The organism is Nocardioides sp. InS609-2 (genome assembly GCF_023208195.1).
Taxonomy (GTDB): domain Bacteria; phylum Actinomycetota; class Actinomycetes; order Propionibacteriales; family Nocardioidaceae; genus Nocardioides.
Genome location: NZ_CP060034.1, coordinates 632,982 through 658,097, shown reverse-complemented (window position 1 = coordinate 658,097; position 25,116 = coordinate 632,982). Strand labels below are relative to the sequence as shown.

The 25,116-nt window shown below is 68.2% G+C and carries 28 protein-coding genes; 13 read left to right on the top strand and 15 right to left on the bottom strand.

The genetic code is table 11. From position 1 onward, the window contains the following. Nucleotides 1-157: 157 nt before the first annotated feature. The 4 genes from H4Q84_RS03565 to H4Q84_RS03550 form a co-directional block, all read right to left on the bottom strand. Nucleotides 158-652 (bottom strand): carbonic anhydrase, encoded by a 495-nt coding sequence (locus H4Q84_RS03565; protein ID WP_248582033.1) that lies wholly within the window; start codon nucleotides 650-652, stop codon nucleotides 158-160. 91 nt (nucleotides 653-743) lie between these two features. Beyond that, nucleotides 744-2,513 carry an MFS transporter gene (locus H4Q84_RS03560; RefSeq protein WP_248582032.1) on the bottom strand — a complete coding sequence of 590 codons (1,770 nt, stop codon included), beginning with the start codon at nucleotides 2,511-2,513 and terminating at the stop codon, nucleotides 744-746. 20 nt (nucleotides 2,514-2,533) lie between these two features. Continuing rightward, a complete protein-coding gene (locus H4Q84_RS03555) occupies nucleotides 2,534-3,247 on the bottom strand; it encodes an LppX_LprAFG lipoprotein (protein WP_248582031.1) in 714 nt (237 codons plus the stop codon). Continuing rightward, entirely contained in the window at nucleotides 3,244-5,730 is a 2,487-nt protein-coding gene (locus H4Q84_RS03550; RefSeq protein ID WP_248582030.1) for a DNA topoisomerase IV subunit A, read from the bottom strand. Before H4Q84_RS03550 ends, H4Q84_RS03555 begins: the two co-directional genes overlap by 4 nt. Before the next feature lie 154 nt (nucleotides 5,731-5,884). Here H4Q84_RS03550 and H4Q84_RS03545 point away from each other — a divergent pair, with 154 nt between their 5' ends. Genes H4Q84_RS03545 through H4Q84_RS03530 form a run of 4 tightly spaced genes read left to right on the top strand, consistent with a single transcriptional unit; the run spans nucleotide 5,885 to nucleotide 10,988 of the window. Next, complete coding sequence (locus H4Q84_RS03545) at nucleotides 5,885-8,575, top strand: bifunctional GNAT family N-acetyltransferase/acetate--CoA ligase family protein (RefSeq protein WP_248582029.1); 2,691 nt, start codon at nucleotides 5,885-5,887, stop codon at nucleotides 8,573-8,575. A gap of 20 nt (nucleotides 8,576-8,595) precedes the next feature. Beyond that, nucleotides 8,596-9,219, top strand: coding sequence for a sulfotransferase family 2 domain-containing protein (locus tag H4Q84_RS03540; RefSeq protein ID WP_248582028.1), 624 nt, complete (start codon nucleotides 8,596-8,598; stop codon nucleotides 9,217-9,219). A 54-nt stretch (nucleotides 9,220-9,273) separates the two neighbouring features. Then, nucleotides 9,274-9,873 (top strand): DUF5998 family protein, encoded by a 600-nt coding sequence (locus H4Q84_RS03535; RefSeq protein ID WP_248582027.1) that lies wholly within the window; start codon nucleotides 9,274-9,276, stop codon nucleotides 9,871-9,873. Then, complete coding sequence (locus H4Q84_RS03530) at nucleotides 9,870-10,988, top strand: nucleotide pyrophosphatase/phosphodiesterase family protein (protein WP_248582026.1); 1,119 nt, start codon at nucleotides 9,870-9,872, stop codon at nucleotides 10,986-10,988. Before H4Q84_RS03535 ends, H4Q84_RS03530 begins: the two co-directional genes overlap by 4 nt. A 107-nt stretch (nucleotides 10,989-11,095) precedes the next feature. On the opposite strand, the gene H4Q84_RS03525 is transcribed toward H4Q84_RS03530, so the two are convergent. Both H4Q84_RS03525 and H4Q84_RS03520 read right to left on the bottom strand, forming a co-directional pair. Further along, on the bottom strand, nucleotides 11,096-11,719 hold the full coding sequence (locus tag H4Q84_RS03525; RefSeq protein ID WP_248582025.1) for a thymidine kinase: 624 nt from the start codon (nucleotides 11,717-11,719) through the stop codon (nucleotides 11,096-11,098). A 40-nt stretch (nucleotides 11,720-11,759) separates the two neighbouring features. After that, nucleotides 11,760-12,419 carry a thymidine kinase gene (locus tag H4Q84_RS03520; RefSeq protein WP_248582024.1) on the bottom strand — a complete coding sequence of 220 codons (660 nt, stop codon included), beginning with the start codon at nucleotides 12,417-12,419 and terminating at the stop codon, nucleotides 11,760-11,762. Between the two features lie 289 nt (nucleotides 12,420-12,708). Here H4Q84_RS03520 and H4Q84_RS03515 point away from each other — a divergent pair, with 289 nt between their 5' ends. Beyond that, nucleotides 12,709-13,122, top strand: coding sequence for a hypothetical protein (locus H4Q84_RS03515; RefSeq protein ID WP_248582023.1), 414 nt, complete (start codon nucleotides 12,709-12,711; stop codon nucleotides 13,120-13,122). A gap of 95 nt (nucleotides 13,123-13,217) precedes the next feature. Here the strand turns inward: H4Q84_RS03515 and H4Q84_RS03510 are convergent, their stop codons facing one another. After that, nucleotides 13,218-13,991: a hypothetical protein gene (locus H4Q84_RS03510; protein WP_248582022.1), complete on the bottom strand. Its 774-nt coding sequence runs from the start codon at nucleotides 13,989-13,991 to the stop codon at nucleotides 13,218-13,220. Between the two features lies 1 nt (nucleotide 13,992). Beyond that, entirely contained in the window at nucleotides 13,993-14,505 is a 513-nt protein-coding gene (locus H4Q84_RS03505) for a hypothetical protein (protein WP_248582021.1), read from the bottom strand. Between the two features lie 200 nt (nucleotides 14,506-14,705). Between H4Q84_RS03505 and H4Q84_RS03500 the strand changes: the two genes are divergently transcribed. Beyond that, nucleotides 14,706-15,611, top strand: a complete 906-nt coding sequence (locus H4Q84_RS03500) for a restriction endonuclease (protein ID WP_248582020.1) — start codon at nucleotides 14,706-14,708, stop codon at nucleotides 15,609-15,611. 95 nt (nucleotides 15,612-15,706) lie between these two features. On the opposite strand, the gene H4Q84_RS03495 is transcribed toward H4Q84_RS03500, so the two are convergent. The 4 genes from H4Q84_RS03495 to H4Q84_RS03480 form a co-directional block, all read right to left on the bottom strand. Continuing rightward, complete coding sequence (locus tag H4Q84_RS03495; protein ID WP_248582019.1) at nucleotides 15,707-16,186, bottom strand: hypothetical protein; 480 nt, start codon at nucleotides 16,184-16,186, stop codon at nucleotides 15,707-15,709. A 245-nt stretch (nucleotides 16,187-16,431) separates the two neighbouring features. Next, nucleotides 16,432-16,809: a hypothetical protein gene (locus H4Q84_RS03490; protein ID WP_248582018.1), complete on the bottom strand. Its 378-nt coding sequence runs from the start codon at nucleotides 16,807-16,809 to the stop codon at nucleotides 16,432-16,434. Further along, nucleotides 16,809-17,027 (bottom strand): hypothetical protein, encoded by a 219-nt coding sequence (locus H4Q84_RS03485; protein ID WP_248582017.1) that lies wholly within the window; start codon nucleotides 17,025-17,027, stop codon nucleotides 16,809-16,811. Before H4Q84_RS03485 ends, H4Q84_RS03490 begins: the two co-directional genes overlap by 1 nt. A 62-nt stretch (nucleotides 17,028-17,089) precedes the next feature. Continuing rightward, nucleotides 17,090-17,347, bottom strand: a complete 258-nt coding sequence (locus H4Q84_RS03480) for a hypothetical protein (protein WP_248582016.1) — start codon at nucleotides 17,345-17,347, stop codon at nucleotides 17,090-17,092. Nucleotides 17,348-17,640: 293 nt separating this feature from the next. Between H4Q84_RS03480 and H4Q84_RS03475 the strand changes: the two genes are divergently transcribed. From H4Q84_RS03475 to H4Q84_RS03450, 6 genes are all read left to right on the top strand, one after another. Beyond that, on the top strand, nucleotides 17,641-17,886 hold the full coding sequence (locus H4Q84_RS03475; protein ID WP_248582015.1) for a hypothetical protein: 246 nt from the start codon (nucleotides 17,641-17,643) through the stop codon (nucleotides 17,884-17,886). A 213-nt stretch (nucleotides 17,887-18,099) separates the two neighbouring features. Then, the gene (locus tag H4Q84_RS03470) at nucleotides 18,100-19,422 is read left to right on the top strand and encodes an AAA family ATPase (RefSeq protein ID WP_248582014.1); all 1,323 of its coding nucleotides are present in this window, start codon (nucleotides 18,100-18,102) and stop codon (nucleotides 19,420-19,422) included. A 240-nt stretch (nucleotides 19,423-19,662) separates the two neighbouring features. Continuing rightward, the gene (locus H4Q84_RS03465; RefSeq protein ID WP_248582013.1) at nucleotides 19,663-19,980 is read left to right on the top strand and encodes a hypothetical protein; all 318 of its coding nucleotides are present in this window, start codon (nucleotides 19,663-19,665) and stop codon (nucleotides 19,978-19,980) included. Then, on the top strand, nucleotides 19,977-20,267 hold the full coding sequence (locus H4Q84_RS03460; RefSeq protein WP_248582012.1) for a hypothetical protein: 291 nt from the start codon (nucleotides 19,977-19,979) through the stop codon (nucleotides 20,265-20,267). The genes H4Q84_RS03465 and H4Q84_RS03460 overlap by 4 nt, the downstream gene beginning before the upstream one ends. Further along, a complete protein-coding gene (locus tag H4Q84_RS03455) occupies nucleotides 20,264-20,422 on the top strand; it encodes a hypothetical protein (protein ID WP_248582011.1) in 159 nt (52 codons plus the stop codon). Before H4Q84_RS03460 ends, H4Q84_RS03455 begins: the two co-directional genes overlap by 4 nt. A gap of 477 nt (nucleotides 20,423-20,899) precedes the next feature. Continuing rightward, nucleotides 20,900-21,682 (top strand): hypothetical protein, encoded by a 783-nt coding sequence (locus H4Q84_RS03450; RefSeq protein ID WP_248582010.1) that lies wholly within the window; start codon nucleotides 20,900-20,902, stop codon nucleotides 21,680-21,682. Between the two features lie 81 nt (nucleotides 21,683-21,763). Here the strand turns inward: H4Q84_RS03450 and H4Q84_RS03445 are convergent, their stop codons facing one another. The 3 genes from H4Q84_RS03445 to H4Q84_RS03435 are packed head-to-tail and all read right to left on the bottom strand — an operon-like array spanning nucleotide 21,764 to nucleotide 24,032. Beyond that, on the bottom strand, nucleotides 21,764-23,392 hold the full coding sequence (locus tag H4Q84_RS03445) for a recombinase family protein (protein WP_248582009.1): 1,629 nt from the start codon (nucleotides 23,390-23,392) through the stop codon (nucleotides 21,764-21,766). After that, entirely contained in the window at nucleotides 23,389-23,742 is a 354-nt protein-coding gene (locus tag H4Q84_RS03440) for a DUF2958 domain-containing protein (RefSeq protein WP_248582008.1), read from the bottom strand. The genes H4Q84_RS03445 and H4Q84_RS03440 overlap by 4 nt, the downstream gene beginning before the upstream one ends. Further along, nucleotides 23,739-24,032 carry a hypothetical protein gene (locus tag H4Q84_RS03435; protein ID WP_248582007.1) on the bottom strand — a complete coding sequence of 98 codons (294 nt, stop codon included), beginning with the start codon at nucleotides 24,030-24,032 and terminating at the stop codon, nucleotides 23,739-23,741. Before H4Q84_RS03435 ends, H4Q84_RS03440 begins: the two co-directional genes overlap by 4 nt. 261 nt (nucleotides 24,033-24,293) lie before the next feature. Here H4Q84_RS03435 and H4Q84_RS03430 point away from each other — a divergent pair, with 261 nt between their 5' ends. Further along, entirely contained in the window at nucleotides 24,294-25,115 is an 822-nt protein-coding gene (locus H4Q84_RS03430) for a sulfurtransferase (RefSeq protein WP_349238403.1), read from the top strand. Nucleotide 25,116 lies beyond the last annotated feature (1 nt).

The window sequence follows — 25,116 nt, the reverse complement described above, 5'->3', positions numbered from 1 at the left end:
TAGGCTCGGAACATGTTCGGAGTCGGCAAGGAGCGGTCGCCCAACTCCCGATGCTGACCCTGCCCAGCGGCGCGCCGTACCGGGTACTCCGGGGCGAAATGCACCTGTTCACGTCTCCGGAGGTACGAATTGCCCCGGACTACCCCGCTGGAGCGCGTCAGAACTTTTGGTCGATGAGCCCGGTGTCGACGTGGTAGATGAACCCGCCGACCTTAACCGACTCGGGGATGAGCGGATGCGATCGGACGGTCTGGACGTCCTCATGCAGGGCCGCGATCTGGTCGGTGATCACGTGGAACTGCTGCCAGCTGGCGTCGACACCCGCCGACTGCCCGACCTTGAGTTTGAGCTCGGCCTCCGTGTGCGTGGCCATCGCACAGTTGGTGTGCGGGATGACCAGGATGCGTTCGACGCCGAGCAGGTGTACGCCGAGCACCAGGGCCTCGAGGGCGGCGGCGGTGACGCGGCCACCCGGGTTGCGGAAGATCTTGGCGTCGCCGGGCCCGAGACCGAGCATGCGGAGCGGGTCGATCCGGCTGTCCATGCACGTCACGATCGCGACGCCGGCATGCGCGACACCGTCGAAGCCGGCCAGGTCGAAGTTGGTTGCGAACTCGGAGTTGGCCGAGATCAGGTCGTCGAATTCACCCACATCTCCGAAGGCTAGCGCAGGCGAGACCTGGTACGACGACACGACCGGTGCGCTGGACCCCTCGATCGCGACCAGACCGTGGGCGCGAGCCTCAGTGTGCCGACAACGCCTCGCGGGCGCTGATGCTGTCGGTGCGGGCCTGGCGGAAGAGCACCAGCGCCAGCACCCCGGCGATGACTGCGCACACCGCGGCGCCGAGGAACACCGTGTGCTCCTGCGCGATGCCAGCCTGCTTGAGCAGCAGCGTGAACTCCTTGCACCGGCTCTTGCCGTCGCAGACGTCACGCACGGTCGGGAAGTTGTCCTGCTCGGAGTAGTAGCGACGCAGGCCGATCACCGTCAACGCCGAGATGCCCACGAGCATGCCGACCATGCGCGAGACGACGACGAGCGCACTGGCGAGGCCGTGCACGTCGTCGTCGGTGTAGGCGAGCACCGCGGCGTTGACCGGCGCCAGCGCCAGACCGAACCCGAGGCCGCCGATCACCAGACCGAGGTTGGCGTGCCAGTGCTCGAGGGAGGTGAGGTCCCACCGGCTCATCAGCACGAACCCGGTGGCGGCGAAGCCCATCCCAGTCGCGGTGGTCGGGCCGGCACCGATCGTGCGCGAGAGGTAGCCGCCGATGACCGCGCCGACCGGAAGCGCGATCAGGAACCGCACCAGCACGAGGGCGGCCATCAGCTGCGAGTCGGCGTAGATCGTCGTACGCGCGAAGAGCGGGATGTCGATCAGTGCGGCGATCAGGGCCGCGCCCACGAAGAAGCTGACCAGCAGCGCACCCCACGCAGGAGTACGACGCAATGCACCGTGCGGGATCAGCGGAGCGTCGTCGCGGCGCAAGTGCCAGACCAGCAGCGCCGAGGCGACCATGGCGCCGAGGAGGTACCACCAGCCGTTATCGGCGAACACCTGCACCTTGGGGTCGGCCGTCGCGAACGCCAAGATCACGCCGCTCAGCGCGGCCGCCAGAAGGAGTGAGCCGGTGAGGTCGGCCTCGCGCATCGAACCGACCCAGCCGCGTACGTCGACCAGCGGGCGCCGCGCGGTGACGCACCGGACCACGAACAGCAGCCCGGAGGCCATCGCGACCACACCGACCGGGGTGAGCCAGCGGCCGTCGCCGGTGAACGGCACGAACATCTCGCCCCAGGTGACGTCGCGCATCAGCGAGGCCGGCCGGACGAAGACGAGCGATCCGGTGACCAGGGTGAGGGCGAGGAGGAGGCCGCCGACGATGTCGGGGACCCCCTCGATTGGTCGAAAACCGCGCGTCTGGGGCCTGCTTTCCCGCGGATTGGTCCCAAACCGCATGGTGCGGAGCGCCGCTGCCAGCAGCAGCCCGACCGCCAGGTTGACCAGGAAGATCGCCCGCCAGTCGGCCACGGAGAGCACCAGCGCACCGAAGAGCGGGCCGAGCACCGAACCGATCTCCTGGACGGCCGACACGATGCCGAGCGGCACGCTGCGGCGGTCGGCGGGGTAGAGGTCCGCGACCAGCGCCAGGGTGGCCGGCACCAGCCCGCCACCGCCGACACCCTGCAGGAAGCGGCCGGAGACCATGCTCGGCATGTCGTAGGCCAGCGCGGTCACCAGCGACCCGAAGGCGAAGACGACCAGCGCCATCAGCAGCACCGGCAGGCGGCCCCGAAGGTCGGCGATGCGGCCGATGAGCGGCAGCATCGCGACGTACCCGAGGAGGAAGCCGGAGATGACGGGGGCGGCCCGCTGGAGCTCTTCGACAGGTACGCCGGCCGACGCCATCATGTCGGGCAGCGCGAGCACCACGACGTAGGTGTCGGCTGCCGCGAAGGCGACCGCCACCGCTGCCAGCCCGAGGAGCAGTCTGGAGTTCCGGCTCACCGGTGGGCTGGCCGCGGCTGTCACGGCGCGGTGATCGCCTTCTCGGTGCCGTAGTCGTCGAAGGTGACGGTGTAGGTCATCTCGTCGGAGTCGGGGTAGAAGACGCCGGTCAGCTCGGCCTCGCGGAGCTCGCCGTCGTCGGAGATGAGGTAGGAGGCGTCGAAGGAACCGCCCGAGGAACTCGGGATGACCTTCTTCATGGCGGCACCGGGGATGGTGCCGGTGTAGGTGGTGAGGATCTCGCTGTTGTTGTCGCCGCCGCGGACGCTCTCACCCTTCTTGACGTCGGTCGTGACCGGCAGCAGGGAGGAGAAGCCGCGGTCGGGCGTGATCAGCGCGGCCGGGTCGGGGGCGCCGTACTCGGAAGGATCGACGTCGGAGTAGCCGGGCGTGAGCGGGATCTGGGCGTAGACCTTGCCGTCGACGGCGATGACCGGCACCTCGAACTCCGTGCCCGACAGCACCACCTTGATGGCGCCGGCGAACGCCGGCGCCCTGGTCGCGGTGCCGACCGCGCTGGTGATGCCGGTGATGCCTTCGGGCAGGTTGTCGGTGGTGAGGCTCAGTCGCACACCGGAGGTCTCGTCGAGGGTGCTCCTGGCGGCCCCGAGGATCTCCTCGGGCGTCGTGTCGGCGGCGGCGGCCTTCTTGTCATCGCCGCCGCACGACACCATGAGCAGGGCCACCAGGACCGCGATCAGGGCGGCGAGGGAACGGCGCAGGGGATGCCTCATGACGCAGAGCCTTCCACACTGTCGGTGACCCCGACCTGCGTTGCGACCGGCCCGGCGCAGGCGGCGATCGGCTGGGATGCGGGGGTGCCGGATCCGTCGCGTCGGCCGGTCGCCTCGGGCAGCTCGATCGGGGCACCGCTGGAGGCAGCGGCGCGGGCCGGCTCGGCGCCAGCCCAGGCGAACACAAGGGTGTCCTCGCCCTTGAGGAAGCGGTGGCAGCGCACGCCGCCGGTGGCGCGACCCTTGGGCGGGTACTCGCTGAAGGGCGCCACCTTGACCGCACCCGGCTCGGTGCCCGGGAGCGCGGTGGAGGAGCCGGGGGAGGTGACGACGACCGAGTGCGTCGGGTCGATCGCGCCGAACCAGGCGACCCGCTCGCCCGTGGTCAGCCGGACGCCGGCGATGCCGCCGCCCGTGCGACCCTGCGGACGCACTCCGTCGGCGCCGAAGTGGAGCAGCTGGGCATCGCTCGTGATGAAGCACAGGCTCTCGTTGCCGGTGACCAGCTCGACCGCGCCGACGACCTCGTCGTCGTCCTTGAGGCCGATGAGGTCCCAGTCGTCCTTGGCGAGGACCTCGGGGTTGACCCGCTTGACGATGCCGTCGCGGGTGCCGAGCGCGAGGCCGGGGCCGTCGGTCGGCAGCGCGGTCAGCGCCAGGGCACGCTCGCCGACGTCGAGCGAGAGCACCTCGGTGAGCGGCAGCCCGCCCTGCAGGTTGGGGTCGTTGGCCGACGCGGGCAGCTCGGGCATGTCGAGCACCCCCAGTTTGAGCACCCGCCCGCGGGAGGTGATCACGCCGATCTCTCCCCGCGCGGAGGTGCGCACCGCCGACACGATCACGTCGTGGTTGGCCCGGCCGCCGCCTTCGCCTGGTGCCTGTGCCGTCGACGACCGGGCCATCAGGCCGCTGGACGACAGGAACGCGAAGCACGGGTCATCGGCGACCTCGAGCGCGGTGGACGTCGCGGCGGTGACGGTGGTGCCGGCCGACGCGAGCAGGACGGTACGGCGCGGGGTGCCGAACGTCTTGGCGATCTCGGCCAGCTCGTCGGACACCACCTTCCGGAGCAGCGCGTCGTCGGCGAGGATCGCGTCGAGCAGCTCGATCTCGCGCTCGAGCTCCTCCCGCTGCTTGTCGAGCTCGATCTTGGAGAATTTCGTCAGTCGGCGCAGCGCCATGTCGAGGATGTGCTCGGCCTGGATCTCGGTGAGCTCGAAGACCGAGATGAGCCGCTCCTTCGCGCCAGCGGAGTTGTCGCTGGTGCGGATCACCGCGATGACCTCGTCGATGTCGAGGATCGCGATGAGCAGACCAGCCACGAGGTGGAGCCGGTCGGCGGCCTTGCCACGGCGGAACACCGTGCGGCGTCGTACGACCTCGAAACGGTGCCCCAAGAAGACCTCGAGCATCTCCTTGAGGCCGAGGGTGCGGGGCTGGCCGTCGACGAGGGCAACCGCGTTGATGCCGAACGACTCCTCCATCGGCGTGTGCCGGTACAGCTGCTCGAGGAGTGCCTCGGGCACGAAGCCGTTCTTGACCTCGATCACGAGCCGGAGGCCGTGGTGACGGTCGGTGAGCTCCTTGAGGTCGGCGATGCCCTGGATCTTCTTGGCCTGCACGAGGTCCTTGACGCGGGCCTTGATGCGTTCGGGCCCGACGCCGTACGGCAGCTCGGTGACGACGATCGCCTTGCGGCGGCCGATCGTCTCGATGCGCGCCGTGGCCCGCATGCGGAACGACCCGCGGCCCGACTCATAGGCGTCGCGGATGCCCTCGAGGCCGACGATCTTGCCGCCGGTGGGCAGGTCGGGACCGGGGATGAACCGCATCAGGTCGTCGATGCCGGCCTTGGGGTGCGTGATCAGGTGGCGCAGTGCCTGCACGACCTCGACCAGGTTGTGCGGCGCCATGTTGGTGGCCATGCCGACCGCGATGCCGGTCGTGCCGTTGACGACTAGTTTGGGGATCGCCGCCGGGAGCACCGACGGCTCCGTCTCGCGGCTGTCGTAGTTGGGCTTGAAGTCGACGGTGTCCTCGTCGATGCCCGCGGTCATCGCGACGGCCGCGGGAGCCATCCGGCACTCGGTGTATCGCATGGCGGCGGGTACGTCGTCGGGGGCGCCGAAGTTGCCGTGCCCGTCGATCATCGGCAACCGCATCGACCAGGGCTGCGCCATCCGGACCAGGGCGTCGTAGATCGCGCCGTCGCCGTGCGGGTGCAGCCGGCCCATGACCTCACCGACGACGCGGGCGCTCTTGACGTGCCCGCGGTCGGGCCGCAGGCCCATGTCGTTCATCGTGTAGAGGATGCGTCGCTGCACCGGCTTGAGCCCGTCGCGCGCATCGGGCAGGGCCCGGGAGTAGATGACGGAGTAGGCGTACTCGAGGAAGGACGCGCGCATCTCGTCGCCGACGTCGATGTCGAGGATGTGCTCCTCGAAGTCGTCGGGCAGGGGCTGTTTGGTCGTACGACGTGCCATGGGTCGCATTCTTCACGGTGCCGCCGACGCTTCGGTGGGGGGCTCGCCGTCGCCTCTCGCGTCGTTGGTCGAGTAGCGAGCGCCAGCGAGCGTATCGAGATCTGGATCGCCCGGATGGGGTCGCGGCCAACGAGCGACCCGATAGATTCGCTCCGTGCCCGCCCAGACCACCGCCCCCCGCCACTGGGAGGCCGATGTGCTGCTGCGCGACGGCCGCGTCGCCCACATCCGGCCGATCAAGCCCGACGACGCGGAGCTGTTGGTCGAGTTCTACTCGCGGGTGTCGGCGGAGTCGAAGTACTACCGCTTCTTCTCTCCCATGCCCGAGCTGTCCGCCAAGGACATCGCGCGGTTCACGCAGGTCGACTACACCGACCGGGTGGCGTTCATCCTGACCGTCGGCGGCAAGATGATCGCGGTCGGCCGCTACGACGTCGTCGAGCCGGGGCAGGCGGAGGTGGCGTTCCTCGTCGAGGACCAGCACCAGGGCCGCGGCATCGGCCAGCTGCTGCTCGAGCACCTCGCCCAGGCGGGCCGCGAGCGCGGCGTCGAGCGGTTCGTGGCCGACATCCTCCCCGACAACCACGCGATGATCCGGACCTTCCGCGACGCCGGCTACAAGATCGCCAGCGAGTACGACGACGGCGTGATGGCGCTGGTCTTCGACATCGACCCCACCGACACGGCCATCGGCGTCATGGAGCAGCGGGAGCACCGCGCCGAGTCGGCGTCGATCGAGAAGTTCTTCAACCCCAAGTCGATCGCCGTCATCGGCGCCAGCCGCCGGCAGGACACCATCGGCCGGGCGCTGGTGCGCAACCTGGTGATGGGCGACTTCACCGGACGCGTGTACGCCGTGCACCCGAGCGCCGACGCCGTGTCCGGCCTGCCGACGTACCCCACGGTCTCGGAGATCCCCGGCGACGTCGACGTGGCGATCGTGGCGGTGCCCGCCGAAGCCGTGCACGACGTGGTGCTGGACTGTGCGGCAAAGGGCGTCCACGGCCTGGTCGTGATCTCGTCGGGCTTTGCCGAGACCGGCGAGGAGGGCCGCATCCGGCAGCGCCGGCTGGTCGGCCTCTCACGCTCCTACGGCCTGCGGCTGATCGGCCCCAACGCCCTCGGCGTCATCAACACCGACCCCGACGTGTCACTCAACGCGTCGCTGTCGTCGCTGATGCCGCCTCGTGGTCGGGCGGGATTCTTCTGCCAGTCCGGTGCCCTCGGCTCCGCGATCCTCGAGAAGGTCAACAACCGTGGCCTCGGCCTCTCGACGTTCGTGAGCGCCGGCAACCGCGCTGACGTGTCGGGCAACGACCTCCTGCAGTACTGGGAGAAGGACGACTCCACCGAGGTCGTGCTGCTCTACCTGGAGTCGATCGGCAACCCCCGCAAGTTCTCCCGCATCGCCCGCCGGGTCTCGCGCCGCAAGCCGGTGATCGCGGTCCGGTCGGGCCGCAACAGCCAAGGCGTCCCGATGGGCCACGCCGTCCGCAAGATCGCAGCACCGCAGCAGGCCGTCGACGCGATGTTCAAGCAGGCCGGCGTGATCCAGGTCGACACGCTCGACGAGATGTTCGACGTCGCGCAGCTGCTCGCCCACCAGCCGCTTCCGCGCGGCCGTCGGGTCGCGGTCGTCGGCAACTCCGACGCCCTCGGCCTCCTCGCGACCGATGCGGCAGCTGCGGTCGGGCTGGTCGTCAACAAGCAGGTCCCGCTCGGCGCCGACGCCAACGCCGAGGACTTCGAGGACGCCCTCGACGCGGCCATCGACGACCCCGAGGTCGACGCGGTCGTCGCGATCTACATCCCGCCGCTCAATGTCTCCGGCGAGGACGTCGCCAACGTGCTCGCCGCCGTCGGCGAGCAGTCCGACAAGCCGCTCGTCTCGACGTTCCTGGGCGCCGAGGGCGTGCCCGAGCTGTTGCGCGTGCCCGACGTCGCAGGCATGACCGCCGGCCGCGGCTCCGTGCCGTCGTACCCAGCCGTCGAGGCGGCCGTGCGGGCACTGGCGCACGTCGTCACGTACGCCCTGTGGTCGCGCACGCCCGACACCCAGGCGGCCGACGCGGCGCTGGTCGACCGGATCGGCGCGAAGCGGCAAGTCAACGAGCTGCTCATGCACCACCGGGAGGGGCACGACCTCACCCACGACGAGGCACAGGCGCTGCTCGGTGCCTACGACGTCGACCTCTGGGAGACCATCCTGGTCTCGACGCTCGAAGAGGCACAGGCAGCGGCCAGGAAGCTCGGCTACGACGTCGTGCTCAAGGCCACCGCCGACCACCTCCGGCACCGGCCCGACCTGGCCCACGTGTGGCGCAACATCGACGACGCCGCCGAGATGGCCGACGCCTGGGCCACCCTCAACGAGGTCATCACCGAGCCCGAGAGGGCCGGCTTCGTCGTGCAGCGCAACGCTCCTCCCGGCGTGCCCGTGGGCCTCGCCAGCATGGAGGACCCGCTCTTCGGCCCGGTCATCTCGTTCGGCATCGGCGGCCCGCTCACCGAGCTGCTGGGGGACCGGGCGTTCCGGATCCCGCCTCTGGCCGAGCACGACGCCCAGGACATGGTGCGCGAGATCAAGGCGTCGCCGCTGCTCTTCGGCTACCGCGGCAGTGAGATCGTCGACGTCGGCGAGATCGAGCGCATCGTCCGCCGGGTCGCGCAGCTGCAGCACGACCTGCCCCAGATCCGCGCCCTCGACCTGCCGCTGATCCTGGCCGGGGCCGGCGGCGCAACGGTGCTTGGCGCGAACATCCGCATCGAGCCGGTACTCGACCCGCGGTCCGACTGGTTCGTACGACGGCTGAGCACGATGCCGGGCGACACACTGCCCGACTAGGCCCGACTAGGCTCGCGCCCGTGCTGGTCTCCGACGCTCACCGTTTCCTCTTCGTGCACGTTCAGAAGACCGGCGGGGTCACCATCGACGGCCTGCTGCGGCCACAGCTGGCGGACGCCCGCTCGGTCGACGGCCTGACCCGGCACGCGCGGCTCGACCAGATCCTGTCGGCCGAGCCCGACCTCGGCGACTACTCGATCGCCGGCATCGTCCGCAACCCGTGGGCCAGGCTGTTGTCGTGGTGGAGCATGGTGGAGCGCTTCCGCGAGCTGGCCGAGCAGGGCGCACCCAAGGCGCAGGGCTTCCTGTCGGGGAAGGGCTTCCTCGCTGTGGTGGCCCGGGAGTACGCCGACTTCGAGGCGTTCGTACTGCGCGGCACGCTCGAGCGGCCGAGGCTGCGGACCCCTCAGCTCGCCTACCTCTCGACGCCCACGCGGCGGGCCGACTTCATCGGCCGGCAGGAGACCTTCGACGCCGACGTAGCCACCCTTGTCGCCCGGCTGGGGCTGCCACCGGTGGCACAGGTCCCGCGCGACAACGCGTCGGCTCCGCGCGACCACCGCGACGCCTTCACCCCGAAGATGCGCGACCGGGTCGCTGAGGTCTTCGCCGACGACATCGAGGCGTTCGGCTACACGTTCTGACGGCACCGGCGCTGGGTGAGGTCGTCGTCGGTGCACCGTGACAGACTGCTTCACATGCGTAGCAAGACCGCCGACCACACTCCTGCCGAGAAGGACCGCGCCCGCGAGCTGCGCGGCGCGATCGACCGCACCGGCTACTACCCCGAGGTCGTGGCCGACGGGGTCTTCTCGGCGGTCGCTGGCGAGGACGTCTCGTCCTACTACGTCCACCACGAGCCGACGTTCGAGCGTGACGAGGTGCGCCGGCACCTCACCGTCGTCGTGCTCACGCCGACGCGCCTGGTGCTGGCCCACACCGACGAGCACCCCGGTGACGACCTGCTGCCCGAGCCCTACACCTCGACCTCCACAGAGGCCATCGCGCTGTCGTCGGTCCGCTCGGTCGTGGTGACCCGCATGGTCGCCAACCCGACCAGCGGGCCCGCACCCGCAGCTGAAGCCGTGCTCACCATCAGCTGGGGCGGCGTCGGTCGCATCGACCTCGAGCCGGCCGACTGCGCCGACCCCGACTGCGAGGCCGACCACGGCTACACCGGCGTCCTCGCCGGTGACGACTTCTCGCTGCGCGTCTCCGCCGCGGCCGACGGTGGCGACGCCGTGGCCGGGCTGCTTGGCTTCGCCGAGGCACTGTCCGCCCGCACCCGCGGGGCATGACCGCTTTCGTCGAGCCGGCCTATGGCGAGCGCTCGCTCGGCGACGTGGTCCCGGCCATTGCGGCCGCGCTCGGACACCCGCTCGGCGAGCAGCCCTCGCGGCTGACGCTGCCCGACGCGTCGTCGTACGTGCTGTTCCTCGTCGACGGGCTCGGGGCGGAGCTGTTGAAGCGCTACGCCTACATGGCGCCGTTCCTGTCCGAGCTGCTGGAGGACCAGACGCCGGGCACGGCGGGCGTGCCGTCGACCACCGCGACCAGCCTGACCTCGCTGGGCACCGGGCTCGCGCCGGGCACGCACGGGCTGGTCGGATTCACCTCGCGAATCCCGGGCACCGACCGGCTGCTCAACGCGCTCTCCTGGGCCAAGGACGTCGATCCGGTCGCGTGGCAGCCGCACCCCACGGCGTTCTCCCGGCTGGTCGCCGGCGGCGTGACCACCACGGTGGTCAACAAGCGTGACTTCCGGGCCAGCGGGCTCACCGTTGCCGCGCATCGCGGCGCCGACTACGTCGGTGCCGACCGCGTCGGCGAACGCATCGCAGCGGTGCTCGAGGCCTCGTCGACGAGCCCGTCGCTGACCTATGTCTACGACGGCGACCTCGACTGGACCGGCCACCGCTTCGGCGTCGCCTCCACGCCGTGGCTGCAGCAGTTGTCCATGGTCGACGCCGAGGCCGAGCAGATGCGCGAAGCGCTGCCGGCGCACACCCGGCTGCTCGTCGTGGCCGACCACGGCATGGTCGACAGCCCGCAGGAGTCGCGCGTCGACGTCGACGAGCGGCGCGAGCTCCGCGACGGGGTCTGGCTGCTGGGTGGCGAGGCGCGCTTCCGCCACCTCTACTGCGACCGCGGTGCCGTCGACGACGTCCTGGCCACCTGGCGCGAGGTGCTGGGCGACCGGGCCGACGTACTCACCCGTGAGGAAGCAGTACGCCGCGGCTGGTTCGGCGCCGCGAGCCCCGCCGTACTCCCGAGGATCGGTGACGTGCTGGTCGCCTGCCGTGGCGATGCCGCCGTCGTGTCGACCGTCGACTTCGCCTACGAGAACACGCTGGTCGGGCTGCACGGCTCGCTCACGCCGGCCGAGATGCTGATCCCGATCCTGGTCAGCTGACGAGAGTCAGCGCCGAGCTTCCTGACCCTTGCTTGCGCCTTGGCGTCGTTGCAACGTACTCACAGCGACGTGATACCCGGCTGACCGGGTATCACTGCAGAACTGGACTACCCGAACGGCAGCGGCTCGGGCGCCAGGCTGTCGGCCTTCGCGCGCGCCGCGGTCAGCCGGCGGCGGTGGTGCTGGCGGCAGAGCACCTCGTAGGCCACGTCGGCCGGGGGCTCGTCGGCCTTGTCGACGTCGCCGACCACGATCACCTCGCCCTCGACCACCATCACGCCGTTCTCGGTGCGGGCGTTGTGGGTGGCCCGCTTGCCGCACCAGCACAGCGCCTCGACCTGGAGCACGTTCATCCGGTCGGCCAGCTCGATCAGCCGCCCGGAGCCCGGGAAGAGCTGGGTGCGGAAGTCGGTGAGGATGCCGAACGCGAACACGTCGATCTGCAGCTCGTCGACGACCTTGGCGAGCTGGTCGATCTGGTCGACGGAGTAGAACTGGGCCTCGTCGCAGATCAGGTAGTCGATCCGGCCGCCCTGGGTGAGCGTCGTGACGACGTACGTCCAGAAGTTGAACTCGGGCTCGACCTCCAGCGCCTCGTGCGTCAGCCCCAGCCGGCTGGAGACCAGCGCCTCGCCGGCCCGGTCGTGGGTGGTGAAGATGCGGCCCACCCGGCCGCGGGCGGCGTGGTTGTGGTTCGTCTGCAGGGCGAGGGTCGACTTGCCGGAGTCCATGGACGCGGTTACAGAAAGTCACATATTCTGACCTGCAGGTTTACCCGAACGGGAGCGGCTCCGGCGCAAGCGACACAGCCTGTGCCCGTGCGGCAGTGAGTCCCCGGCGGTGGTGCTGACGGCACAGCACCTCGTACGCCACCTCAGCAGGCTGCCCGTCCGCCTCCCGGTCTTCTACGTCTCCAACGACGATCACTTCGCCCTCGGTGACCATCACGCCGTCCTCGGTCCGAGCGTTGTGGGTCGCGCGCTTCCCGCACCAGCACAGGGCCTCGACCTGCAAGACCTCGGTCCTGTCGGCCAACTCGACCAGGCGCGCCGAGCCGGGGAACAACTGCGTCCTGAAGTCGGTCAGGATGCCGAAGCAGAACACGTCGATCTGCAACTCGTCCACGATCTTCGCTAGCGCCTCGATCTGCCTCGGCGTGTAGAACTGCGCCTCGTCGCAGATGAAGTAGTCCACCCGACCGCCCTGCGTCAGCGTGTCCACTGTGTACCGCCAGAAGTCGAACTCGGGCATGACTTCAAGCGCGTCATGGGTCAGGCCCAATCGCGAGGAGATGTGCGCCTCGCCCGCGCGGTCGTGCGAGGTGAAGATCCGACCGACGCGGCCACGGGCGGCGTGGTTGTGGTTGGTCTGCAACGCGAGGGTGGACTTTCCAGCGTCCATCGTGCCCGTCCAAAACGTCAGTTCCGCCACGACGCGCATCCTCTCACCTCGACGGTGCTTGACCGATGTGGCTCCCACCCCGCACACTCGTTTCGCAACACAACTCAATGGCCCAGAACGGGCCGAGACAACCTGGTCCGAACACGTCGTCCATCACGCAAGTGGTGGCTGCTGTGTTCGGGCCTTCTGCGTTGGTGGGCGACGTGTTCGGCCAACGAACGGAAGGCTCCGCATGAATCAGGAATCTAAGCGCATGACATGGACTCGCTGGGCGGTCACGATCGCGTCTCAGTACCCACCCAGCACTCACGCGATGCTCATGACCAGTCTGACCGAGAACAGTCGCTTCAAGGTCAACGCAATGGGCTTCACGGAAACGCAAGTCCGCCTCGTGGTCGAGTACACCGCCGCTGGAGCGAACTCCGACGACATCAAGCGCAAGTTCACGACGCTGGGCATCGACCGCAGTGCGATCGGAACGGCCAAAACCGCCAGCATCGAAACGGCGTGGGCCTTCAATTCAGACCTGGTTCGTTCGATCGATCCCGCCGCCGATGAAGTCGCCAGTCGGATCGTTCGCGACGTCGCCTCTGCGCTTCAACAGGCGGCGCCCGACGAGCCGATGCAGGTCTCATGGGTGGTTCACTCGATTGACGAGTACAACGCCCCGATCCGCGAGGGCACCCACCTCATCAACGCCCAGGAGTACTCCGCGACTGTTGCTGTCGCCTGAACCGCCAGCCTGCGGAACGCCCCGCGTCTGAATATCTTCGGACGCGGGGCGTACGGCGTTCGGGGGAGGATCCAGGGGCCGTCCAGCCCACCTGATCATGCCTTCGAGGCGACCAGTTCCTCCGCCGAGGTCACTCCCGGGGGCAGAAGCCGGACGGTGCGCTTCTCGGTGTCGTACTCGATCTGGCGCGCTCGGTGCAGCGGCTTGAGCACGTCCTTCCGAAGGCTGGCCATGCTGGGGTGTTCCAGCCACCGGAACAGGTCCGCCTCAGGGACGTCACCCGCCTGGGTCAGCATCAGGACGAGCGTCTGCTGCTTCCACGTCATGCCAGTCCGGAGGACGCGCTTCTTGTCGCCATGCGTCCATACCCAGGCGACCTCCCGCTCGATGAGGCCGTCCACGATCGCCGTAGCCTCGTCGATGTGGAGCGTGTGCAGGAGGCGCACCAGCTCGGCCATGAGCCACTTGGCCGTGTAGAGGACCACGGTCGCGTCCATGTGGTTCGGGTCTACCTCGGCACCCGCATGCCCGACCCCGCGGTTGTTGCGAATGTCGTACAGCCCGATCATCATGCGCGGGATCAAGATCCTCGGTGAGCGACTGTCCGGGATAGTCGCGTATTTCTGCTCCATGGCCCAGCAGGTCTGCGGGAAGCGGTTGGGCTTCTTCGCCCGTGCTGGGTACGTCCCACCCTCCAGCCAGCCCACGGTGATGGTGTAGGCCGCCTCGCACAACTTGCCGCCGTTCAGTTCCGACGGCTCCCACTTGTGCTCGCGGTAGTTCTTCACGATGTCGTTGAAGGCCGACAGCAGGTCGTCTCGAAGGGTCGAGGGCAGGACTGAGAACGCGTCCTCTGGCGCCAGCCCCACGTCAGTCGTCGCTTCGGCTGAGCATGCCTTGTACGTACACCAACCCCTCATGGGTGACCTTGTAAGTCTTGGTCGCCTGTTGGCTGCTGCCCGACTTTCGCAACTGGATGACCCGCTGAGGCTTCTTCCGCATGTTGCTGCTCAGAGCCTCGGTAATGTTGGCGATCGGGTGGCCGAGATTCTTCAGTTCCACGTTCAGCAGGCGAGACGCCCACTGGTCCTTTCCCTCGATCGCCTGCACCCAGTAGGCCGCCACCAGCGCCTTGTCCTCGTTCGTCTTGGGCTGTGCCGCCGAAAAGAGCTCGGCGAAGTGCTCGTAGACGGGAGCCTCCGCCTTGATCTCGTCGTCGGTGACGTCTTCGCCGTCCTCGTTGTCAGCCCCGCCACCACCAGCGCCTCCACGCCGTCCGCTGCCCTTGGCGAGCGTGACGCCGTAGCGCTCAGCCGCCCAGCGCAGCACGCGGTCCTGCTGGTCCTCCTCGAGGTTGGTCAGCGCGGTCGCGACTGCCGACATGGCGTCAATCTCTGGGTCTCCCATGATGCCTCCACATTGGTTATGTCCTCAAGATGATACCTCATGCGAAGAGATCATGCAGTTCATGTCTGCCCTCATGTCAAGCGATCGGCTTAATAGTCCGCAGGCATGTCGAGCACGGCGTAGAGCCGATTGGGTTTGAACCAGCGCGCAGTGGAGCGAGCGCTTAAGCTCGCCGCATGTCTGACCACGAAGTCGAGATCCCCTCGGCGTTCTCGTTTGCCTGGGACACCGTGCAGGTACTGCGCGACCTTGGTGGCTCAGGAAGTATCGAGGAGATGAACGAAGCCGTTGTGCAACTGCGAGGACTCTCGGAGGAGCAGCAGGCGGTTCCTCATCCACGCGGCAACCGCTCTGAGATCGAGTACCGCCTCGCGTGGGCGAGGACGCTCGTCAAGGACCTCGGGCTGATCACGAACAGTCAGCGGGGCGTTTGGGCTCTAACGCCCGCTGGGCAAACGGCCACGAAAGCCGACGTCGACCAGCTAAAGAAGGAGCGCAGTCGCCGTAGGGCAGCCGAGCGCAAGAAGGCGAAGCAGGCCGCCGTCGATGCCGGCCTTGAGGCCGGCGACGTTACCGAGGTCGTCGAGCCAGATGACGATGAGGAGGTCGAGGAGACTGACTGGCAGACCGAATTGCTCGACGTCTTGAAGGCCATGGACCCGTATGCGTTTGAGCGTCTCACCAAGCGGTTGCTCCGCGAGGCCGGTTTCGTGAACGTGACGGTCACCGGGGGCTCCGGCGATCAGGGGATCGACGGCACCGGCGTCTACCGCGTTTCACCGCTCCTCTCGTTCCCCGTCTACTTCCAGTGCAAGCGCTACGCGGGGACGGTCGGCTCCAGCAAAGTGCGGGACTTTCGTGGCGCCATGATTGGTCGCGGGGATAAGGGTCTGCTGATTACCACCGGCACCTACACCCCAGACGCCAAGGCCGAGGCCACCCGAGACGGCGCTCCACCGCTCGATCTGATCGACGGCGAAACGCTGGTCGAGCTGCTCCGTGAGCACGGAGTCGGCGTGACCTCGACGGCCCGAACCGTGTTCGACGTAGAGATCGATCGGGAGTTCTTCAAGGGCCTCTGAGCGTGGGTATGGGTAGACCCTTCGCCCCGTTAGTCAGAAGCTCTGGAGGCGCTTCCGGATCCCTGTGGCGGCTACCTCTGGTCTGCTCAGGTGCCTCACAGGCCATCGACGAGACGTCGGATCACGGCGTCGTGGACGAAGTCGTGCTTCATCACGGAGTCGGCCAACTCGAAGGCGGCACCGATCCGAAAGCCCTTCGGCCACTCCCACATGTTGTAGCCGGTGCGGACGTCCCAGCGCGAGGGGCCGCACAATGTGCGGGCGAGAACGACCGTCGCCTCGATCACGACCTCCGGCAGGTCACCGCCGTGCTCGGCACGGGCGCGGTCCACCAGCATCTTCAGGGCGTCGAGCCGGGGCTCCAACTGGTGGATCAGCCGGTCCACGTCGCCGGACTGGATCGCGCGGGTCAGGCGGACCTGCGTCTCGGTGGTGTTCTGGTGAGCGCGAACGATGCGGCCCTGTGAGAGGTGCCGCATGGTCACGGTCAGCGGGTGGGCCGACGTGTCGTCGCAGCGGCAGCGGATGTCGTTCGGGTTGCCAAGGCCGCAGGCGTCGATGATCAGGCCGTCCACTACTCGCTGGCTTCGCAGGCTCCCGCCCTGAGAGCGAAGCGAGGACCAGTCGGGATGACCCTCGGGTGGGACCGCAGCCACAGGGCCACGGATGTGATTTGCCGTGGGGCCTGTTTCATGGAGTGGGCAGGCAGCGCCGCCCGTCGCAGAGACGATGACTTTCAGCCCGTCCGGCTCAGACAGGCGCTCGGGCTCGTCCTCTACCGCGTGCAGCGGCGTGCGGAGGAGGTACTTCTGTGCGGTGCTCATGCTGTCTCCTTGTCGATATTGTCGATGCGGGTTCGCCCGCGGTGGTGGTCTTTGGCTCGTTGGTGACGGGCAACGCCCATCGCGTGCGAGACGAACGTGCAGTCGTTGCACTTCCAGCGCTGGGCCGTGGAGACGAGACCGGCGTTGTGGTTCGCCTCGGCGGCTTTGTCGGGGTTGGCCGCTCGCCACGCCGACCAGTTGTCGGCGGCAACAGCGGCAGCCTGCGCGTGAGTCTCAGGGTCTTCGCGGCGGCGACGGTTGGCTTCACCGCGAGCACGCGCCCACGTTGGTGACTGAGCGGCGCGCGCCTTGCGCATGTTCTCGGCGGACGCGGCCCTGGCCTCCGGCGTGCGGTCGTACTGGCCCTTGGGCATCAGCGGTTCCGCGTCCCGAGCGCCTGCTTCATCTTGTTGTCGAGAGCGGCCTGGCGCTGCTGCTGCGCCATCTGCTGGCGCTGCTGGTCTTCGGTCTGCTGGCGCTGCTCGCGCTCGCGGCGTGCCCGGCGCTTGACGTTGCCCGACCTGCCTTTCGCCCTCCGCCGTTCCGACTCTCGGTGCTCGGGGTGACCTGACTGTCGCGTGTGCTCAGCCATGCGCTCGGGACTGGTAGTCGTGAAGTCACAGAAGGTGCACTCGTAGTGCGTTCGGTAGCCCATCAGGCCGCGTCCTCTGCGAAGCGGAACGTCTGTGCGGTGATCAGCGCGTAGCCGTTGCCCAGGTCCAGACGGTCGACCTCGTAGAACGCGAACTCACCCGGGCGACCGAACTCGGGATACTTCGCGATCATCGCGGCGAGGCCGTCGATCGTCAGGACAGGCTCGGTGTCGGGAACGACGTAGGTCAGCTGCTTGGGCGACGACGACTTGCGAGGCTCGGGGTCCTCCATCAACTCGCGCCAGGTCTTGAGTGGCAAGGCATTGGCCTTTCACGTCCGGGAGTGGGGTCTCGACCTGGGACGTGTCTTGGCTTGACGGGTGGGTCCAAAGGACCTGAGCGGCCCAAGAATGGACTGGCCTGAAACAACCCTAATAAGGGTCAAGCCAGTAGGTACAAGCACTCGTCGGTTGTTATACCCTGTACCTACCGGGGCGACCCGGTTCGCTTACAGGCAGTGGGCTCTTCGCGGAGAAGGAAATCCGAAGTACCGCGCAAACCCTCATCGGCCCAGCCGACAGCCGCTCGCGGACATAGCGCTAGGAGCGCTGGATGTCTGCCACTGAATCGCCGTCGTTGACGGCACAAGACCGCATGGCCAAGGCCAGAGCGGTGAGCCACACCCCGCTCGGCAACGCTCGCCGTCGGCTCGCATGGGCAAACAAGCGGATCGACCGGATCGAGACGCGGTACCAGCAGGACCTCACCGCCGCGAAGGCCCATCTCGCGAGGTGTGAGGCGGCCGTGCGCTACTACGAGGAGCTCGCCAACGTCGAGGCTGCTGAGGCGGCGGGCTGATATGGGCGCCGACACGACACCAGCCGGGCGGACAACCCGGCTGGCATCAGAGGAGCAGAAGAACCCTCGGACGGTTCCAATTTATCTCACCCGGTTCGGTGGAGTAACCCACCGAGCGCACGAGGTTGCCCGCTGGATCAGTGCAGCGATGCTGGCAATGGGATACCTCGTGCTCGCGCTGGCGATGGTCCTGGCGCTCACGGGTGGTGCCGGATGAGCGACGAGACCCCGCCGATCCCGCCCGACGCTGACTGGGCTGACCTGACGCAGGAGCAGACCGACTTCCTACTCGGCGGACTGACGACGATCGAGGCGACGGCCGAGGTGAGCAAGACGCCCGTCGCCACGCGAAGCGGCGTCGTGGTGCCCGTGGGTCAGTGGCGCAACGCGGTTCGCGCCGAGGCTGCGCGTGATGACGCGCGTGAGGTCGTGCGCGAGGGCAACAAGGCCGAGGAGCGGGCGACCGTCACCGAGGCGTTCGCAGATCTGGCCGCCACGATGCCGCGCGGCGTGCAGGATCTGATCGAGCGTGCCAAGGACGAGCCGTTTCGCTGGCACGTCGACCATGTGATCGCCCATGAGGCCAAGGTGCTGCTCGTATCGCAGGCGGGTGCGGGCAAGACGACCCTCATCCGTGACACGGCGGGGGCGCTCGTCTCGGGTGAGAAGTGGCTCGGTCACTTCGAGGTGACGGAGCCGATCACGGGCTCGGTCGTCGTGATCGACGCCGAGATGCACCCCGCGATGCTGGCCGGCTGGTACGAGCGGGCGGCATGGACCGACGAGGTCATGTCGCGGGTGATCCCGATCCCGCTGGTGAACGACGAGCGTCGGCGCACGCTTCTCAACCTCATGGACAAAAATGTGCAGGACGCGTGGGCGTCGCTGCTGCGGGAGGTGGGCGCGGGGGCTCTGGTGCTCGACCCGGCTGCGGACTTCTTCGAGGCGTGCGGCCTGGACGAGGACAAGAAGGGTTCGTGGTCGGCGTTTCAGGAGGCGGTCGACTCGATCTGCATCGCGGCCGGGGTGGGCGTGCGCGTGATCACCCACCACACGGGCTGGGACACGGATCGTGAGCGCGGGTCCTCACGTGCGCGTGACTGGGCCACGACGGTCATCCACCTCACGAAGCAGGACGCGACGGACAACAGCAAGCCGCGTGTCCTCACCTCACCCAAGGGACGAGACGTGGTGCTTCCCAAGGGCTCGTTGGAGCTCTCGGAGGACGGCTCCCACCTCACCTACCTCCCCGTGGTGGGAGGGCGTCTGACGGCGTCGGTGGGGATCGACGAGGGATCGTTGGAGTGGAAGATCAAGGTGCTCGACGTGCTGACCAAGGCCTATCCCAAGGGACTGTCGGTCTCAGACACCAAGGCCGCGCTCGGCTCGAAGTCGTCGCACGTAAGCGGCACGCTCGCGCTGATCGAGGCCAACGGCTGGGCATCGGTGGAGAAGGTCGGCAAGTCGTCGGTCTACACCATCACCACCTCGGGGCTGGCGTTCTTGGACTCGGTCAGAGGAGGCGACGGCAAGTGATGGTCGCTTCACGTTCAGGTCAAAACCCATTCAGGAGCGCCGTACACGTTCAGGGCCATATAGGCCCTGAACATGAACGTGTTCTGGTGAACGCGTTCATCACGTTCACGAGCCTGAACGTGAAGCAGCCGGAGGACTGCGGGGAGGCGGTCGGGACCGAGTCGGGTCCGCCATCTCTCACACGTGCGCGGGTGTACACGCGTTGTACCTGGCTACACGACGACTCGCGGGGAGACCGTCATGCCCGTTGACCGCCACCGAAGCCCGCCCGTGACGCCGTACCAGAAGTCGCGCCGCGTCTGGCTCGACACGGTGACCGCGCTGACAGCCAGAGCCACCGTCGAGGCGAGCGAACACGTGCAGCGGGCATGGCTGCCGCTGTCCATCATCCTGACCGCCGCCTGCCCGAGGAAGGGCCACATCGGCAAGAGCACGGCCATCCTCAAGCCCGCTGCCGTCGAGGTGAAGGCGCTGGACCTCGTGCGCGAGCACATCGCGCGATGCACATGCCGAGACGACGACTGGAAGTGGATCACCAACCCGAAGGAGACAACATGACCAACGAAGACGACCCCACCGCCGTCCGGCAGGAGGCGCAGACGCTCGCGATGCACGTCGGAGCGCAGCGATCCGTGCTCGCGGCGACCGGCCAGCGAAGCGAAGTGCTCGACGAGGCCGCCGAGCGCCTCACCGACGTGTTGATGCGAGCGGGCGAGACCGAGGCCAAGGCCCTCACGGCTGCCATGGAGACGCTCGACCCGACCGAGTTCTCCCGCAAGCGCCGAGCCCGTCTGCGCATGGCCGCTCTGCGCGGCAAGACCAGCAAGTACGGCGAGCGGTCATGAGCGCCGCCGACCAGCACCAGCGCGGCTGCCGCTGCGCTGGCCTCGACCGTCTGTGCCCGGTCCAGTACCGCCGCTCGGAGGTGGAGCACCGACGCGAGCAGGTCGAGGCCCGCCGTCGCAAGGCCGAGGAGGGTACGCAGGAGCCCGCCAGATAGTCCGTGGTGGTCTGCCGCCGTCTGTCCGATGGGTTCTGTACCCGAGGCGGCAGCTGCCCTCACGGACCGCCGACCGGGCGGACCGCCGAGGGGTGGCAGACCGGACTACCGCGTTCCACGATCCAATGATGATGGAACACGGGCGGTGCCGGGACCGCTGGGAACCGCTCGCCACGGTGGTGGTGTGAGCAGTGGAGTGACCGGTCGAAACGGAGTCCCAGCGGCGCAGGGGCCTGCTCTACTGCCTCCATCCAGAAGTCAGTCCACACCAAGTTTTCCGGCGTTCACGTACTTGACCCGGACACCGTTTTCTAGTCCCGACTCTGTACGGAGTTGACTCTGCACGGAGTTCGCCTCGTACGTGTCTGGCGTCCTCCCACCGCTCGCATGACTGAGTTATCCACAGGCGGTGCGCGTCCTCCGCACTCGGGACGAGAACCGGCGTATCGTGAGAACACACGTTCGAGGGGATCGCCCATGATGACCGTTCAGGAAGTCGCCGACCGGTACCAGTGCACGACCACGCTCGTGATGACGCTGCTCGCGAAGATCGGCTTCAATGCCAGCGGGCCTGACACGCCGCTGTCGGCTGCCACGGTCCACCGGTTCGACAAGGAGTGGGGCGACAAGATCCGCGCCAAGCGACCGGCTCCCGAGCCTGAGTTCACCGTCGAGTCGGACGCCGCGCCGCCGCCGAGCACGGCTCGCGACCGCTTCAAGCCCAAGCCGCAGGTCATGCGAGTCGCCCACGACCGGGTCGGTGCCGGACGGGACGCGCAAGGCAACCGCGAGAAGCGGCTGCTGCCGAACCCCGGCCTCATCCACGCGATCGACCTGGTCGGGACTTGGGACGGCGATCCGTGGCGCGGCGAGGCCGTCCCCGGCGCTGTCCACTTCTTCGGCGGGGCCATGAACAGCGGGCCTCCCGCCGCGTGCGGTAGGTCGCACATGCGAGCCGTTCTCGGAGACGAGTTCGTGCCTGACGAGAACGACCCGGCCAAAGCGGGCCAGTGCCCGAGGTGCGCCCAAGTCGTCGCGGACGGCAGGGGCTTCCGGAACCCGCCCGGCTCCTACGACCCGTTCTGCCACGCGTTCTTGCACGTCAAGATCAACGGCCAGGTCGAGGTCCAGAACTGCAAGCTGAGCGGCCAGCACCGGGGCCTGCACCGCACTCGCGACGGGGCGACCTGGGACATCGGCTTTGACGACTTCGTCCCTGCTCCGCTCGACGCGGGCTGCCGCATCACGAAAGCCTCCTGAACGCTTCACCACCCCGAGCCATATAACCCTTCGGACCCGGGGTGAAGAAGCACCAGAAGCGATCTGGCGAGTCCAGCGGCGCTACGCGGCTCCCACGTCGGACTTACGCGGACGACCGGGCTTGCGCTTCAACTTGGCCCGCGCGACCTCTGAGGGGTCACCGTCCTTGGGTACGAACTTGATGGTGTCTCGCGAGACCTCCACCCTCGTGATGACTCGCCGGAGGATCTGCGCCCACTCGGCGTGGCTGACGGTCTCGCCGCCGTTGATGAGGGCGTCCAGCGTGTCTTCGTCCGAGACATGAGTCACGGCGACGGCCTCGGCTGCTTCCAGCACCTCGCGGTGGCTCTCGGCTTGGGCTTCGAGGTCGGCCAGTCCGGCGCGGTACTCCGCGTCCCCGAGGTCGCTCATCGCCCAAGCGGTCGCCAGACGAGTCCGCGCCGTTGAGATCTTCTCCAGCGCCTCGCGAGCGACGGCGGAGCGGGTGTCAGCCTCCATCTGCTCGCTGGCAGCAGTCTTGTTCGCGCCGCGCTTGATGCGGTCGGCCAGCACGTCGAGATGACCGGCCAGGAAGTACGTGAACTGGTTCTCCAGCGTCAGGCGGTTCACGAACACCCCGCCCGCCTCCGCGTCATCCGAGCCGTACTCGATCTGCCAGTCCGGCGCGACGGGAGGAGCAGCCAGCACCGGGACACCTCGGACGTTCCTGCACTCGGCCTTGCCGCGCGTGCGGTACGTCGAGCACGCGGCCATGCCTTTCGGGTCCACCAGCGAGGTCACGGTCAGGCGCGACCCGCAGTAGGCGCACACGGCGATCCCGGCCAGCGTCCACTTCGGGGCCTGCGAGCGGTTCGGGATCTTCCGGCGGCGCTTGCGCTCGACCTCGAAGGCGCGCCACTGGGTCTGGGAGATGAGCGAGTCCCACCCGCCCTTCGTCAGTTCCCCTCGAAAGCGCAGCAGCCCGGCAGCGGCACCGTTCTCCAGCAGGCGCTTGATCGTGGACACGGCCCACGTCGAGCCGCCCGGTGACGGAACGCCCTCCGAGTTCAGCGTCTCCGCGATGGCGCGCAGGCCTTCGCCCGACAGGTATAGGGCGTACATCCGCCGCATGACTGGGGCCGTCTCGGGGTCCTCGACCAGCGCCCCGGTGGGCTTGCCGTCTTTGCCGATCACCGCCGCGTAGCCGTACGGGACTTTGCCGGTCGGGGACTTCCCCACTGTGGCGCGCTTGTTGAGGACTTTGGTCCACTTGGTCCCGATGTCACGGGAAGTCCGCTCGGCGAACATCCCCGCGAAGTGCAGTCGGTCTTGCCAATTCTCTTCGTCGGTGTCGATCCCGTCGCCCGCGACAATCACACGCCCACCCGCCGGAACGATTTTGTGCTGCACGTCGCCCAGCAACTTCCAGAGGTTCCTCGACAGGCGGGAGGTGTCGTATGCGACGATCATCCGCTCGCGTGGGCTCTCCATCACCCAGTCGACGCATTCCTCCCAGCCAGGACGGTAGATACCTGAGTAGCCAGACTTGTCCGGGTCGTAGCGGTAGCCGACAAACACGCCGCCTGCCGCCTCCGCAGAGGCCTTGACTGTGTCGAGCTGCATCTCTGGGGAGTGGAATCGCGATGCGCTTTCGTCTTTGTCGCGTCCGGCGACCTTCGAGACGCGGATGTAGCCCATGGCCTCGCGCGGTTTGGCGGTCTTGGACTTCATCGCACCCTCCTGTCGTTCACGTCACCGAACACGGTAGGCGTCCAGTGCAGGTCCCGCTCGACCACGACCGAGAAGCCGTGCCGCGTGTCGACCACGATCTGCCTCAACTCCACGAGGTCGATGTAGCCCCACTCGGCGTTCTGCGGGTCGCCCATGTTGACGTAGCCGAAGGCGATGCGGCGGTCTTCGCCCAACTCCGCGATGTACCAGTCGCACGCTCCGACGAAGTAGTGGAGGTGAACGGTCTTCTCCCACAGCGACGTGTCCTCCGTGGCGTACAGCCTCGGGATGGTGTCCAGCACGTCCTCGCTCGGGTAGAAGTCGTGGCCTCGGAGGTCGTCGGCGTTCATCGGACGACGTCCCAAGCAGCGCGGGGCGCGTACGGCTGGTCGTAGTGCTGGCTGCCCTCCACGAGGTAAACGATCGAGCCGTCGTCTTGCAGCCGCCCCTCCGCGCAGTCCTCGCAGTTGTAGAAGTCGTGGTCCTCGCAGCGGCGGTCCATCGCGATGTCCTCGGTAGTGGCGATGCCCGCGAGGTGGTACTGCAACGGCCAGTTCGGCTGTGTCGCGAGGCGAACCTCGGCGTCCGGGTCGCAGTCCTGCAACCGCTCGATCAACTCAGTGACGGTGATACCGTTCATCTGTCGAACTCCAATCCAGTTCGGCTGCCCCGGCGGTGTTAGCGCACCGACCGGGGCGTTTTCATTTGTCGCCGGGGAACCCCGGCAATGTCTACTATATCACAATAGATTACCTATTGGAACCGTATCCATCGTGCCGGTGAAGAAATGCAGTTCAGCCACGAGGTGGGATCCTTCCACACCACCCGGGCCGTCGAGTCGTCCGCCTGAGGGCGTGCCGGGACCCGCTCTCAGGCGGACGACCCGAAGGACACTGACAAGATGACCGCCATGACCGGACCCCTCATCTCCGCCGACGAGCTCCGCGCGGTGCTGGCCGACGTGACCGTCTTGGACGTCCGCTACCGGACCGGCGCTCCCGCCGGCCCGGAGGCGTTCGCAGAGGGTCACGTGCCGGGCGCGGCGTACGTCGACATGGACACCGACCTGGCCGCCCCTCCGGGCGATGGCGGCCGTCATCCGCTGCCCGAGTCGGCTGACTTCGTCGCCGCGATGCGCCGCGCCGGCGTCTCGAACACTCGCCCCGTCATCGTGTACGACGACTGGTCGGGGCACGCGGCCGGCCGCGCGTGGTGGCTGCTGCGCCACCACGGCCACCCGGACGTGCGGGTCCTCGACGGCGCCTGGCCGGCGTGGCGGGCGGCCGGGGGAGAGGTCGAGACCGATGTGCCGGCGATCGAGCCGGGCGACTTCGCGGGCGGCGGGAGCAGGGCCGGTCTGGTCGATTCAGACGACGTGCTCTATGTCGGCGTCCTAGTCGATGCCCGAGCAGCCGAGCGCTACCGGGGAGAGACTGAGCCGATCGACCCGGTTGCCGGCCACATCCCGGGCGCGGTCAACGTCCCGACCTCGCGCAACCTGACCGACGACGGCCGCTTCCGCAGCCCCGACGAGCTGAGAGCGATATATGCCGAGGTGGGTGCGGTGCCGGGCGCGGATGTGGCGGCGTACTGCGGCTCTGGCGTCACCGCCACGCACGACCTGCTCGCCATGGAGGTCGCGGGCATCGCGGCCAGGCTCTACCCGGGCAGCTGGAGCGGCTGGATCACCGACCCGTCACGGCCGGTCGCCACGGGTGCGTGAG